Source organism: Sphingobium sp. (assembly GCF_036170395.1).
GTDB lineage: Bacteria > Pseudomonadota > Alphaproteobacteria > Sphingomonadales > Sphingomonadaceae > Sphingobium.
The window spans coordinates 99,004-112,026 of sequence record NZ_JAVHPD010000047.1 but is presented as its reverse complement, the minus strand read 5'-3'; the positions used below and the strand labels follow the sequence as shown (position 1 = coordinate 112,026).

The 13,023-nt window shown below is 65.9% G+C and carries 12 protein-coding genes; 4 read left to right on the top strand and 8 right to left on the bottom strand.

Annotation, left to right across the window (positions count from 1 at the left end; genetic code table 11):
• Positions 1-2: 2 nt before the first annotated feature.
• Genes V2B31_RS12835 through V2B31_RS12825 form a run of 3 tightly spaced genes read right to left on the bottom strand, consistent with a single transcriptional unit; the run spans position 3 to position 3,542 of the window.
• The gene (locus tag V2B31_RS12835) at positions 3-905 is read right to left on the bottom strand and encodes a VOC family protein (RefSeq protein WP_328279103.1); all 903 of its coding nucleotides are present in this window, start codon (positions 903-905) and stop codon (positions 3-5) included.
• Between the two features lie 11 nt (positions 906-916).
• Entirely contained in the window at positions 917-2,032 is a 1,116-nt protein-coding gene (locus tag V2B31_RS12830) for an FAD-dependent oxidoreductase (RefSeq protein WP_328279101.1), read from the bottom strand.
• Positions 2,033-2,090: 58 nt separating this feature from the next.
• Positions 2,091-3,542: an MFS transporter gene (locus V2B31_RS12825; RefSeq protein WP_328279099.1), complete on the bottom strand. Its 1,452-nt coding sequence runs from the start codon at positions 3,540-3,542 to the stop codon at positions 2,091-2,093.
• Between the two features lie 158 nt (positions 3,543-3,700).
• Between V2B31_RS12825 and V2B31_RS12820 the strand changes: the two genes are divergently transcribed.
• A complete protein-coding gene (locus V2B31_RS12820; protein WP_328279097.1) occupies positions 3,701-4,903 on the top strand; it encodes an MFS transporter in 1,203 nt (400 codons plus the stop codon).
• Positions 4,900-5,826, top strand: coding sequence for an alpha/beta hydrolase (locus tag V2B31_RS12815; RefSeq protein ID WP_328279095.1), 927 nt, complete (start codon positions 4,900-4,902; stop codon positions 5,824-5,826). The genes V2B31_RS12820 and V2B31_RS12815 overlap by 4 nt, the downstream gene beginning before the upstream one ends.
• Positions 5,827-5,839: 13 nt before the next feature.
• Here V2B31_RS12815 and V2B31_RS12810 read toward each other — a convergent pair whose 3' ends face one another.
• Complete coding sequence (locus V2B31_RS12810) at positions 5,840-7,531, bottom strand: GMC family oxidoreductase (protein ID WP_328279093.1); 1,692 nt, start codon at positions 7,529-7,531, stop codon at positions 5,840-5,842.
• A complete protein-coding gene (locus V2B31_RS12805) occupies positions 7,531-8,154 on the bottom strand; it encodes a gluconate 2-dehydrogenase subunit 3 family protein (protein WP_328279091.1) in 624 nt (207 codons plus the stop codon). The genes V2B31_RS12810 and V2B31_RS12805 overlap by 1 nt, the downstream gene beginning before the upstream one ends.
• Before the next feature lie 93 nt (positions 8,155-8,247).
• On the opposite strand from V2B31_RS12805, the gene V2B31_RS12800 reads away from it, so the two are divergent.
• Together V2B31_RS12800 and V2B31_RS12795 are read left to right on the top strand one after the other, a co-directional pair.
• The gene (locus V2B31_RS12800; RefSeq protein ID WP_328279089.1) at positions 8,248-8,850 is read left to right on the top strand and encodes a thioredoxin family protein; all 603 of its coding nucleotides are present in this window, start codon (positions 8,248-8,250) and stop codon (positions 8,848-8,850) included.
• Positions 8,841-9,374, top strand: coding sequence for a hypothetical protein (locus V2B31_RS12795; protein WP_328279087.1), 534 nt, complete (start codon positions 8,841-8,843; stop codon positions 9,372-9,374). The genes V2B31_RS12800 and V2B31_RS12795 overlap by 10 nt, the downstream gene beginning before the upstream one ends.
• Here V2B31_RS12795 and V2B31_RS12790 read toward each other — a convergent pair.
• Genes V2B31_RS12790 through V2B31_RS12780 form a run of 3 tightly spaced genes read right to left on the bottom strand, consistent with a single transcriptional unit; the run spans position 9,371 to position 13,021 of the window.
• Positions 9,371-10,837 carry an MFS transporter gene (locus V2B31_RS12790; protein ID WP_328279085.1) on the bottom strand — a complete coding sequence of 489 codons (1,467 nt, stop codon included), beginning with the start codon at positions 10,835-10,837 and terminating at the stop codon, positions 9,371-9,373. The two genes, V2B31_RS12795 and V2B31_RS12790, sit on opposite strands and share 4 nt — an antisense overlap.
• Positions 10,837-11,892 (bottom strand): sugar phosphate isomerase/epimerase family protein, encoded by a 1,056-nt coding sequence (locus tag V2B31_RS12785; RefSeq protein WP_328279082.1) that lies wholly within the window; start codon positions 11,890-11,892, stop codon positions 10,837-10,839. Before V2B31_RS12785 ends, V2B31_RS12790 begins: the two co-directional genes overlap by 1 nt.
• A gap of 10 nt (positions 11,893-11,902) precedes the next feature.
• Positions 11,903-13,021 (bottom strand): Gfo/Idh/MocA family protein, encoded by a 1,119-nt coding sequence (locus tag V2B31_RS12780; protein ID WP_328279080.1) that lies wholly within the window; start codon positions 13,019-13,021, stop codon positions 11,903-11,905.
• Positions 13,022-13,023: the final 2 nt, after the last annotated feature.

Genomic DNA, 13,023 nt, shown 5'->3' with positions numbered 1-13,023 from the left:
GGTCAGAGGCTCGCCGGCTTGAACAGACAGGGATCAGCATGGGGATGCGGCATGGTCTGCGGACCGCCGACGCCGGTGCCCCATTGATCCATGATTTGCGGCCCCGGAACATGAACCTGATGGACATGCGCGTCGAAATCGACCTCGTCCAGCTCCGACGTATATTCGACGGCAAAGCCGCCCGGCGTGGTGAAATAGCTGAACGTGTTGTTGCCCGCCGTGTGACGACCCGGCCCCCAGCGTATGTCGGTGCCGCGCTTCTTCAGCCGGCTGACGCCGCGAAACATGTCGTCGACGGTCAGCATGTCATACGCGACATGGTTGAGGCAGGGCGGCCCCGGCAGGATCGCAAGGCGGTGGTGCGCCGAGTTGCAGCGCAGGAAGCACATGAAATCGCCGAGCCAGTCGCTGACCTTGAACCCCAGCACATCGACGAAGAACGACACCATCGCCCGATGATCGGGCGAGTGCAGCACGATATGGCTGATCTTGACCGGTATGCCTTCCCAGCGCTGCATGTCGCGCCGATCGCCGCGCGCAACGTCGCTCGAAACTTCGAACGGCAGGCCGTCTGGCGAGAAGAAGCGGAAACCATAGCCGCCACCCGGCCCGGTCAGTTCGCGCGCTTCATGCACGATCTTGCATCCGGCGCCGGCCACCCGAGCCTGCAGTGCATCGACATCGGCGCGGCTGTCGGCGGCAAGCGCGATCACCTCGACGCAATTGCTCGGCGAACGATGGAGGCGGACGACATGGTGCTCGTCATGGCCGTGGGTCTTGAACCAGGCGGTGTCGGCGTCCGACGCGACCTCCACCAGCCCCCAATCGTCGGCGTAAAATGCCCGCTCGGCGTCGAAATCCTCGACCCCATAGCCGACAAAGCGAATTTCCGTCACGCGGCTCATCACATTTTCCTTCAAATCGGCTCGGCGGTGCGGGCAAACATCGCCGCCGTCGCCTGAGCATTGTCGATGGGTTCGCCCTCGCCGATCTGCCCGCGACAGATCGACAGCGAGAGGTCGCAGACGAAGCGGCAGCGATCGGCGCGCCGGTCGTGATAGGCGGCAAAGGCGGCTTCGGGCGTGTCATGCCGCGCGACCTCCTCCGCCAGCACGACTGCATCCTCGATCGCCAGACCAGCCCCCTGGCCGAGATGCGGTGTCGTCGCGTGGACCGCATCGCCCAGCAGGACGATGCGACCGCTATACCATGGGCCGTCCAGGAACAGATGCTCAAGCGGGCGATAGACGACTTCGTCATCGTCCGTGATATTTTCGGCGAGAGCCCGGATAGCCGGCGACGCCTGCGCCAGCTTGGCGCGCATGGCCTCGGCAAGCCCGGCTTTAGGATAATGCGGGTTGCCGGGTTCAGGGGTCGTCACGAACATGTACATGGTCTCGGCGCTCATCGGCACCAGCCCGACGCCGGTCGGGCCGTTGAAGACATGCAGCGCATCAAGGTCGTCCGGGCGCGGCAGATTGTAGCGCCACACTGCTTGGCCTGCGAAAGCGGGGCGCGGTGCTTCCGGGAATAGGTGCGCGCGCAGTAGCGAGTAGATGCCATCCGCCCCGACGACGAAATCGAACTGGCCGGTGGTCCCGTCGGCGAACTCGACCGAAACGCCGTGCGCTTCGCCTTTCATATCGGCGAGCGTCACGCCCATATGCACCTCTACACCCAGTTGCCCGGCGCGGGTGAGCAGAACCTCGTGCAGCTTGCGGCGGCTCATCCCGACATTGGCGGGATAGCCCTCGGCAAGGCGCGGCGAAGGAATGCGCGCAACCAATTGGCCGTCGGGCGCGTGGATCGCGACCTGGTCGAACGGCACGCCAGCGTCGATATAGGCGCCGGCGAGGTCGAGTTGCGCCATCGCGCGCACGACATTGGCCTGCTGAATGATGCCCACGCCATAGATCGACCATTGCGCCTCCCGCTCGATCACGGTCACGCGCTGGCCGCTCCGCGCCAGCGCGACGGCGGCTGTGAGCCCCCCTATCCCGCCGCCGACGATCAGACAGCGCTTTCCTTCCACCAGCCTCTCCACAATCGCTATATTAGAATACTCACTCTAAATAAGCCGAGCGTCGCCGTCAACGCTCTCGGCCGCCCCGCGTACCGAAAATATCCCCCGGCAGGCGCAACGCGGCTACGCAAGACAGCAACAGCAACATCACGAACACCACGCCTGCTGGCAGGAGCCCGCTCAACCGCCCGGCACCTTCGCCGCTCGCGCCAGCGAAGAAGGCCGACCCGATAAGGGCGATGCCCAATGCGCCGCCGATTTGCTGGGCGGTGCGTAAAGTCGCGCTGGCAGTGCCGGCGAATGCCCGATCCACGTCGGCGACGACGACCGGCGGCAACGGGCCGGCGATCATGCCCATTCCCATGCCGGCCAGCCCGAGCAGCGCAATCAACTCCACGCCGCCCCCGATCCCCTGCGCCAGCAGCGCCAATGCCAGAGCGCCGCCAATCGCCATAACTGTCGCGCCGCTGACCAGCAGCCAGCGCCCGAATCGGGGCAGGTAGCGTTTGCCGATCAGGCTGATCCCGGCCATTACGCCCAGGCCGAAAGGCATGTGAAGCAGCGCGGTCGCGAGCGGCGACTTGCCCAGCCCCTGTTGCAGCGTCACGGCCAGCACCAGCAGAAAGCCGGCCGCGGACGCCGCGAAGGTCAGGATCGCCAGCAGCCCCCAGCGAAAGGTCCGCAGCCGAAACAGCGTCGGTTCAATCATGGCGGACAGCCCGTCCCTGCGACGGGCCACCGCGCGCCGCCAGCCGCTCAGGATCGCGGCGAGCCCGACGGCGGCGCTCAGCAAAGTCCAGGCGGGCCAGCCATGCTCGGCTCCGTCTATCAGGGCAAGCAACAGGCCCGCGAAGCCGATGGCGAACAGCGCTGCGCCGGCCAGATCGACTCGCAGCCTGTGACCGACATCCTTGTGCGGAATGGTGCGGACGCCCAGCCAAAGGGCGAGCAGACCAATTGGCAGATTGATGAGGAAGATGAGCCGCCAGCCCAGGCCCAAAAGGTTCGCCTCGATCAGCAGGCCGCCGATGATCGGGCCGACGATCGCCGCCAGCCCGCCAATCACGCCGAACCACGCCAGCCGCGCGACTCGCTCCAGCGGCGTGAACAGTATCTGCACGATTGCCATCACCTGCGGCCCCATCATCGCGCCGGCACCCCCTTGCAGGAGCCGTGCGACGACGAGTTGCTGCGGCGTGTGCGCCATGCCGCACAGCATCGACGTGGCAATGAACGCCGCGACGCCGATCAGGAACATGCGACGATAGCCGAACGCATCACCCAGTCGGCCACCGAGCAGCAGCAGCGATCCCAGCACGAGCAGATAGCCGGCGACGATCCACTGCATCGCGGCCGGCGACGCACCGAGCGTCTGGCGGATCACGGGCAGCGCGGTGTTCACGATCGTGCTGTCCGCCACTTCGAGCACCAGCGCGATCAGCACCGTGACAAAGGCGAGCGTTCGCTGCCGATCGGTCATTTCCTCACCGGTCCCATCGCCGCCGGTTGCGTCCGCCACCCTCTCCATCCGTCCCCCACGCGCTTGTCTGTTGGCCGCCCGCTCGCGCGCGACTAAATTAAAATGATGCTTCTATTATCGTCCATATTGGCTTATCGTCAAGCGAAGCGACGGCGGCGCATCCAGCCGCAACAGCCGCGATTAAGGGAGTAGATGCATTGAATGCTTCATCAGCAACCCGGACGCCGGGCCTGCCGCAGGGATTGACCGTCATCATCGCCGGCTTCCTGCCGATCATGGCGATCGTTTCGATGTTCCCGGCTGTCCCCGCGATGATCCAGCATTTCAGCGCCGATCCGAATGCGGGATGGAAGGTGCCGGCGATGGTGTCCGCGCCGGGGCTGACGATCGCTCTGGTCGCGCTGTTCGTCGGCATGCTGGTCGACAGGTTCGGGCGGCGCAAGCTGCTGCTGATCTCTACCTTGTTCTACGGCTTTTTCGGGGCGGTGCCCTTCCTGCTCGAGTCGCTCGACGCGATCTATGCCTCGCGCCTTCTTTTGGGATTGAGCGAGGCGGCGATCCTGACGACGCTCAACACGCTGATCGCCGATTATTGGGACGAGCGCGGCCGCCGCAACTGGCTGACGCTTCAGGGCCTGATCGGGCCGGGCCTATCCTCGCTGATGATCTTCTTTGCCGGAACGCTTACGGCGTGGCGGTGGAACGGCATCTTCCTGCTCTATCTCGTCGCCTTTCCCATCTTCCTCGCCATGCTGCGCTATATGTATGAGCCGCGATCGGAGCGGCCAGTAGCCGCCGCAGCCGCGACCGCCGGAGCGACGCCGTGGCGGGTCTTCGCGACGATCGGCGGCGTCACGCTGTTTTCGTCGATCCTTTATTATGTCTTCATCATCAACGGCGGACTGGTCTGGCAGGAGCTGGGAGTCAGCGATCCGGGCAAGATCGGCCGGATCACCGCGCTGCCCAGCCTGTTCGTGCTGCTCGGCGCAGTCATTTACTGGCTGCTCGGACGCAACGGCGTCAGTTCGCGCGGGCAATTGTCCGCCTTCCTGGCGACGCTCGGCGCGGGCCTTGCGATCATCGGCCTCGCGACCGACTGGCGCATGATGGTGCTGGGCATGGCCGTGCAGCAGACCGGCGCGGGCATGGGCGTCGTGACGCTGATCTACTGGGCGCAGGGCCAATTACCCTATGCCCATCGGGGGCGCGGCATGGGAGTGTGGACGGCCTGCTTCTTCTTCGGACAGTTCGTCTCTCCCCTGATCGTGAGCATAGTCCGTGCGCAGACGGGGACGATGCAAGGCGCGTTCCTGGTGGCCGGGATCGTCGGCATCGCCGGCGCGGTGGCAGCGTTGTTCATCATTGGACGACCGGCCGCTGCCGCGAGGGCAACCGCATGACCCGGCACGCTCACTCAATCGCGCTACGCCTCGCGCTGCTCGCCGCCCTTGGCGCGCCATTGCCAACGGTGGCGCAGGAGCCGCCCCGGTTCCGATACGATGCGATTGACGCGCCATTGCAGGCTGGCGCGGTGCTGCTGCCGACCGCGCCCAAGTCCAGCACGGATCGCGAGCAATGGATGCGGCAGAATGGGTCGATCGGGGTTCGCAACATATCCCATCCCACGCTGACGCCGGTTCTCCCTGCCGGTCCGTCCACTGGCGCGGCGGTGATCGTTGCGCCGGGCGGCGGCTTTCTCGGCCTCGCCATCGATGCCGAGGGCTGGCAGGTCGCGCGCTGGCTCGCCAATCATGGCATTGCGGCCTTCGTGCTCAAATATCGGGTGCTGCCGACGCCGCGCGACAATGCCGTGTGGGAAGCGGAATTCAACCGCATGATCGCGGGCGAGAAAGTGAGCTTCGCCAACCCCAAGGACACGCCGCCCGAAGCGCTGGCGGATGGCCTCGCCGCGCTCGCGCATGTTCGCGCCAATGCTGCTGCCTATGGCGTCGATCCCAAGCGAATAGGCTTTATGGGCTTTTCGGCGGGCGGTTTTCTGACCCGTTCGATCGTCGCGCAAGGCGGCGCGCAGATGCCCGCCTTCGCCGCGCCGATCTATCCCGATATGGCGCCGATGGCGGTGCCAGCCGACGCGCCGCCGATGTTCGTCACGATCGCCGCCGACGACTTTCTGCTGCGTGGGCTGGATGGCTTCCCGCTGATCGACGCGTATCGCAACGCGGGTCGCCCGGTCGAATTCCACCTGCTCGCCAATGGCGGCCATGGCTTCGGGCTGGGACGTCCGGGCACGGCGGCAGAAGGGTGGATCGAGCAATTCTACCGCTGGCTAAGTAGCATCGGAATGCTCAAAGCCAGCGGCTGACCCGCGCCCCGGATCAGATCGCTCCCTCCCGCATCATTCCCACCGCCGCGTCGCAAGCGCGCGCAGTGAGCGCCATATAGGTGAGCGACGGGTTCTGGCAGGCGCTCGAACTCATCTGCGCGCCGTCGGTGACGAACAGGTTCGCGACGTCATGCGCTTGGCTCCACTTGTTCAGCACGGAAGTTGCCGGGTCATTGCCCATCCGCGCGCCCCCCATTTCATGGATCGCGCTGCCGCCCGGATTGGGCTTGTCGAAGCCCATGATGACCTGACCCCCGGCATGACTCATCATCTCCGCCGCGTCTGCCTTGGCCTGCGCCAGTGCCGCATGTTCCTCCGCGCCGAAGGCGAAATCGACCTTAAGCAGGTGCAGCCCGTTGGCGTCGGTGCGGGCGCGGTCGAGCGTCAGCCGGTTGGTCGCGCGCGGCACGCAATCGGCGAAGGCGACCAGCACCATCCGCCACGGCCCCGGCGGCTGGAGCGAGTCCTTGTAGGCGGCGCCGATGCCAGCCTCCCGCTTGCCGCGCGTCCAGCCCGATTGTAGCGCGCCGCCCTGATAGGAGAAGCCGCGGCTATGTCCGGCCCCATCCATCCGATCCATGTTGCGGAAGCGGGGGATCACGATGCCCGTCGGCCGGTTGCCGAAGGTGGTCCATTGCTCGAACCCCGGCATCAGCGCGATCGCCGCGAGCGTGCTGGCATGATCCATGATGTGCGTGCCGAGGATCCCGCTTGAATTGGCGAGCCCCTTCGGCATCGCCTCACTGGCGGAATTCAATAGCAGATGCACCGAGTTGAACGCGCCGGCATTGAGAAACACGATGCGCGCCGTCGCGCTGCCGCGCGACTTGGTCCTGGTGTCGATCCAGCGCACGCCGGTAACCCGGCGGGTGGTTGGATCATAGTCCACCTTCTCCACCACCGCGTCGGTCACCAGCGTCAGGTTGCCGGTGTTTTGCGCGGCGGGAAGCGTGCTCGACTGGGTCGAGAAATAGGCGCCATAGGAACAGCCGCGCGCGCAGATCGAGCGCCGCTGGCATTCGGCGCGTCCCTCCTTAGCCTCGGTGAGATTGGCGGTGCGCCCGATGGTCAGCCGGCGTTCCGGCCAGCGCGCCGAAATCCGCTCGCGCACCGCCTGCTCGACCACATTGAGCGCCATCGGCGGCTGGAACTTGCCGTCGGGCAACTGCGGCAACCCCTCGGCCGCGCCCGAGACACCGATGAATTCCTCCACCTTGTCATACCATGGCGCGAGATCGGCGTAGCGGATTGGCCAGTCGGTGCCATGCCCGTCGCGCCGGTTGGCGTCAAAGTCATAGTCGGACCAGCGATAGGATTGCCGCCCCCATGTGAGCGAGCGCCCGCCCAGCTGATAGCTGCGGAACCAGGTGAAGTCGGTGCCTTCAGCTTGGCTGTAGGGATTTTCCGCATCGTTGACGAAATGCGGTTCGGTGAATTCGGTGAAATGCCGATTGAGCATCTGCACCGGATATTCCCGCGCATATTTCTCCGCGTCGCCGATGCCGCGAAACGGCATCGCCCATGGCGCCTTGGTTTCGGTCGCATAATCGACCTGATGCTCGATCTTGCGCCCGCGTTCGAGCATCAGCACCTTGAGCCCCGCCTCGGTCAGTTCCTTGGCGGCCCAGCCACCGGTGATGCCGGAGCCGACGACGATCGCGTCGAATTGCATGTCCTGCGCCATCAGCCGAAATCCACCGCTGTCCAGTCGCTCGAATAGGCGCGATCGCCCGGCTTGATCGCTACAGCCGGGTCGTAGCGGCCCGGCGTCAGCTCATAATGCAGCTCGCGCGCGCCGCCGGTTTCAGACGTGTAATAGCCGGTCAGGATCAACGCCTTCACTTTCTTCCACGGGTGATCGCTCTTCGCAGCATAGGCGTCGGCATCGAGCTTGGTCAGCAGCGCGGCCTGGCGCGCTTCGGGCTTGCCGAGCCAATTGCCGTTCGCGGCGCGATCAAGCTCCGCCTCCAGCCAATCGAGATAGCGCAAGCTCCCGTCCCGGCGCAGATGGGCGGTTGCGAGCGGTGGCAACGCATCGGACGCAGCCGGGCTGCGCGTGCCATCCAGCCCATGCTCCAGCGCCAGGATCACGAAGTCGCCGACGCCAACATCGCCAGCCCCCGGCGTTGAGGTACGCGGCACGACCAGCTGGCTCACGGCGCGCATCATTGCCCGCTGGCGATCAGTCGGCGCCTCGGTCTGATCCCCCTTCGACAGCATGGCGACCGCAGCGGGCAAGCCCACCACCGCCGCCAGCAACGCCGCCGCGCCGCCCAATTCCCGTCTGCTCCATCCCTCCTGGGACATGCTCTTCCTCTCCTCGCCGGCCCTTGCCGCTTTCGATTCCCGCTGATATCAGAATGTATATTCTATTTCCAGCGGGAGAGTATGATGCTGAGAATGTCACGCATGATGCCGCTCGGCACGCCAGCGCCGGACTTCGCCCTGACGGATACAAAAGACCAGGTGCGGACGCTGGCCAGCGTCGCGGGGGCCAACGGCCTCGTGGTCGCTTTCATCTGCAATCACTGCCCGTTCGTGCTGCACGTCATCGATGCGTTCGTAACGTTCGCCGGCGAATGCCAGGCGCGCGGGGTGGGCGTGGTGGCGATCTCGTCCAATGACATCGTCGAATTTCCCGAGGATGATTTCGCGCATATGAAGCGATTTGCCGTCGATCGCGGCTTCACCTTTCCCTATTTGCACGATGCCAACCAGCGGGTCGCGATCGCCTATGAAGCGATCTGTACGCCTGATTTCTTCCTGTTCGATAGCGACCTGCGGCTCTTTTATGCCGGGCAGTTCGACGCCAGCCGGCCCAAGATCAACCGCCCGCCCGTGCCCGGCCTACCGCCGCTTCGCACCGACCTGCCCGTGACGGGTGAGGACATGCGCCGCGCGGTGGACGCAATGCTGGCCGGGCAGGCTCCGCCGCAGCCGCAACGGGCGAGCGCCGGCTGCTCGATCAAGTGGCTGGAAGGAAATGAACCGGAATGGGCGTGACCGAACGCATCTGGATGCCCTCCGCCGCTGTCGTGCCGCAAGAGCGCGGCCCCACCTATTTCGCGCCGGTCGACGGCGCAGAATGGTCGGACGGCTTTGGATGGCATCGCGGCTTCTTCTCCAGCTTCCGGCTGCGGGCGGGCAAGGACGCCTGGTTCCACTTTCCGTTGCCAACGCCTGTTATCCGCGACGGCAAGCCAATGGCGCTCGCCGAGCTATCGCTGATGTGGGAAGTGCTGGATAGCGCACGGATCCATTGGCTGGTGCTGCAACATGGCGGGATGGAACGCATTCCACTGACCGAACGGCAGGCGGAGCCGCCAAGCGAGCCCGCGCCATTCGATCCGCCCGAACAATGGCGCGACTATTATCCTGCGTCCGCGCGGCGGCTGACCACCCTGCCTCTGGATCCACCGCTGCCCCTGCGTTTTGGACTACAGCTATGCGTCGGCGTCAGCGCGGGGCAAGCGGATGGCACGGTCCGCTTCTATGGCGCAGGGGCCGGGTTCGTTCCGGCGGACTAACTCCTATCGGCGCGACGCCGGGCAAGATCGGCGCGGATGCGCGCCTGCTTCTCCGCCGACACGTCGAACCGCCCGACCAACCACGCCATCGCCATGCCCGCCACCAGGATGAGGCCGGTAACGAACCAGGCGAGCGCGCGCACCTTGTCCTGCGGCATCTGATCGACCGGCAGCCCGGCAGGAAAATCGATGATGCCGAGGAACGACCCGGCGAAGAGCGCCACCAAGCCGCTGCCGACCTGAAGCCCGATGAACATGAAACTCGCGACCAAGCCCTGCTGCGGCTTCCCCGTATTCGCTTCATGCTCGTCGCCAATGTCGTAGGTCACGGTGTTGAACGGGACGACGTAGAGGCCATAGGCCAAGCCGCCGAGAACCCGGAACAGAAACACGAACGCCCCGATCGCCGCCGTCGCCGGCAACGGGGCAAGGCCGAGCAGCGGCAGCAGCACCGCGCCCGCCTGAACCAGGAAGAACACGGCGAGCCCCGAGATCATGGCCGCCCGCGTCCCGATCAGCTTCATCCAGGCGGGCGCGATGAACATCGCGACGATCGACCCGCAAACACCAGCGATCAGCAGCCGCGGCGTCCACGCGCCATCGAGTTGCCAGAAATAGGTGGCGAGGTGCAGCGTCAGCTGATTGACCACGGAATTGACGAACAGGACGAGCAGCGCGACCAGCAGCAGCAGCCCGACATTGGGCGTCAGCCGGATCGCGGCGGCGAGGCGGCGGAACAGTTGCGGCAGCGTCTCCGGCTTTTCGATGGCTAATATGCGGTCTAGGCTTTCCACCTGCTTCATCCGCGCGCGCGTCCCGAGCAGACCGACAATCATCAGCGCGCCGCCGGCGGCCGCCACGAACAGCCCGAAATCGGGATAGGGCGCAGGGTTGAGCTGCGGCTTGCTATAGCCGCCGCCCGGCACGAAGAACCAGGCAAAGGCCGCCCAGGGCACGGTCAAGATCGCGAGCTGGTTCCCCATGTTCCGCATCACGGCGACAAGGTTGCGCTCGCCGCTGTCGCGCGTCAGCTCGCCGCCCATCGCATAGGCCGGCACCGTCCAGAAGGAGATGCCGATGCGCGCGAGCAGGCCGAAGCCCAGTAGCCAGGCGAAGATCTGCCATTGGCCAAGATCGGCCGGGACACGGAAGACCATCGCGATACCGACGACGAACGGCACCACCGCAGCCGCCATCAGCGTATGCCGCCGGCCGAGCGGCGCGCGGTCCATCCGGTCGGACAGAGCGCCGATATAGGGATCGGCGACGGCGTCGAATACCAAAATGATGGCCAGCGCCAGGCCGAGCAGGAAGCCGCTCAGCCCGATCACCTGAGCATAGTAGAAGAGCACGAAGGCGTCCCAGGCGAAGCTCTTAATCAGCTCCGGCATGGCGCACGCCATGAACGCGAAGCGCGTCCGCCAGGCCAGCGGCGGGAGCTGCCCGTCGCCCTCGGCGATCATCAGGCGATGCCCATGATGCGCTTGTTGAGATCGCGGTTCGCGCCCCCGGCGGCGAAGTCGTCAAACGCATGCTCGGTGACACGGATGATGTGGCGGTCGATGAACGGCGCGCCCTCGGCCGCGCCCTGTTCGGGATGCTTGAGCGCGCATTCCCATTCCAGCACCGCCCAGCCGGCGAAGTCGTAGGTCGCCATCTTCGAGAAGATGCCGCTGAAATCGACCTGCCCGTCACCGAGCGAGCGAAACCGCCCCGGCCGGTCAACCCAGCCCTGATAGCCGCCATAGACGCCCGAGCGGCCATTGGGGCGGAACTCGGCATCCTTCACATGAAAGCATTTGATCCGCTCATGATAGATGTCGATAAATTGCAGATAGTCGAGCTGCTGCAACACGAAATGGCTGGGGTCATAGAGGATGTTGGCGCGGGGGTGGTTGCCTACACGCTCCAGAAACATCTCGAACGTCACCCCGTCATGCAGGTCCTCGCCGGGATGGATCTCGAACCCGATATCAACGCCCTCGCCATCGAAATAATCGAGGATGGGCCGCCAACGCCGCGCCAGTTCGTCAAACGCATCCTCGACAAGCCCGGCGGGACGCTGCGGCCAGGGATAGACATAGGGCCAGGCAAGCGCGCCCGAAAAGCTCGCATGGGCGGTCAGCCCAAGGCGACGGCTCGCGGTCGCCGCCTTCCCGACCTGATCGACCGCCCATGCCTGCCGCGCAGCCGGATTGCCGCGCACATGCTCGGCGGCGAAGCCGTCGAACTGCGCGTCATAGGCGGGATGCACAGCAACCAGCTGCCCCTGAAGATGAGTCGAGAGTTCGGTGATGGCCAGGCCGTGACCGGCGACAATGCCTGCTACTTCGTCGCAATAATCCTGGCTCTCCGCCGCGCGATCAAGGTCGAACAGCCGCTTGTCCCAGCTTGGTACCTGGACGCCCTTATATCCGAGCGAGGCCACCCAGCGCGCGATGCTGTCGAGCGAGTTGAACGGCGCGCTATCGCCGGCGAATTGGGCGAGGAAGATGCCCGGCCCCTGCAACGTCTTCATCGCCCTCTCCTTATATTGTCAGATCGACCCAGCCGGCCTCGTCCCGGCTTGCGGCCACCGCCGTCTCGATGAACGCCATCCCGCGCAGCCCGTCCGCCGCGCCCGGCAGCAGCGGCGCGGCCTCGCCCCGCAGCCGCGCGGCGAAATCCCGATAGAGATTGGCGAAGGCTTCCAGATAACCCTCAGGATGGCCGCCGGGCGTGCGCGTCCGCGCGCGGGCATCGGCACCGAGCGAGGCGTCCCCGGCACGGACGATCTCGGTCCGTCCGTCGATCCCGTGCAGCGTCAGTTCGTTGGGCGTCTCTTGCCGCCAAACGAGGCCGCCTTTGTCGCCATACACCCGAATACGCAGCCCGTTGAGTTCGCCCACCTCGATCTGCGAGGCGAGCAGCACGCCGCGCGCGCCATTGTGGAAGCGCAGGAGGATCGAGCAATCATCGTCAAGCATCCGGCCCGGCACGACCGCTGCGAGGTCCGCCAGCAGGCGCGTCACCTGGAGGCCAGTGACGAACTCGGCGAGCTGAAACGCATGGACGCCGATGTCGCCGATGCAGCCGCCAGCGCCGGCGCGGGTGGGATCAACCCGCCACTCCGCCTGCTTGCCCTCCGCCCCGCCGGCGAGCCAGCCCTGCGGGTATTCGACCACAACCTTGCGCACGGTTCCGATCGCACCGGCGGCAACCCGCACCCGCGCCTCGCGGACCAGCGGATAGCCGGAATAGGTGTAGGTGAGCGCATAAGGTCGCCCCGCCTGCGCGACGAGGTCGGCAAGTTCGCGCGCCTCCGCCAGCGAGGCGGTCATCGGCTTGTCGCTCATCACCGCCACGCCGGCAGCCAGCGCGGCGCGGGCAGCGGGCAGATGGTGACGATTGGGGCTGGCGATGGTCACGAAGTCGATGACGTCGTCGCGCGCCGCTTCGGCGGCGAACATAGCCGTCAGATCGGGATAGGCGCGCGCCGGGTCGATGCGATATTCCCGGGCGGCGGCGCGCGAACGGTCCGCATCGCTGCTGAACACGCCGGCGACCAGTTCGATCTCACGGTCCAGTTCGGCGGCGATGCGATGCACCGGGCCAATGAACGCCCCCGGCCCGCCCCCGATCATGCCCATCCGCAAGCGCTTGCTCATAT

Excerpts from the sequence above, each read along its gene's own strand:
- V2B31_RS12835 (WP_328279103.1), bottom strand. The coding sequence starts at position 905 with ATGAGCCGCGTGACGGAAATTCGCTTTGTCGGCTATGGGGTCGAGGAT.
- V2B31_RS12815 (WP_328279095.1), top strand. The coding sequence starts at position 4,900 with ATGACCCGGCACGCTCACTCAATCGCGCTACGCCTCGCGCTGCTCGCC.
- V2B31_RS12810 (WP_328279093.1), bottom strand. The coding sequence starts at position 7,531 with ATGGCGCAGGACATGCAATTCGACGCGATCGTCGTCGGCTCCGGCATC.
- V2B31_RS12805 (WP_328279091.1), bottom strand. The coding sequence starts at position 8,154 with ATGTCCCAGGAGGGATGGAGCAGACGGGAATTGGGCGGCGCGGCGGCG.
- V2B31_RS12800 (WP_328279089.1), top strand. The coding sequence starts at position 8,248 with ATGTCACGCATGATGCCGCTCGGCACGCCAGCGCCGGACTTCGCCCTG.
- V2B31_RS12795 (WP_328279087.1), top strand. The coding sequence starts at position 8,841 with ATGGGCGTGACCGAACGCATCTGGATGCCCTCCGCCGCTGTCGTGCCG.
- V2B31_RS12790 (WP_328279085.1), bottom strand. The coding sequence starts at position 10,837 with ATGATCGCCGAGGGCGACGGGCAGCTCCCGCCGCTGGCCTGGCGGACG.
- V2B31_RS12785 (WP_328279082.1), bottom strand. The coding sequence starts at position 11,892 with ATGAAGACGTTGCAGGGGCCGGGCATCTTCCTCGCCCAATTCGCCGGC.
- V2B31_RS12780 (WP_328279080.1), bottom strand. The coding sequence starts at position 13,021 with ATGAGCAAGCGCTTGCGGATGGGCATGATCGGGGGCGGGCCGGGGGCG.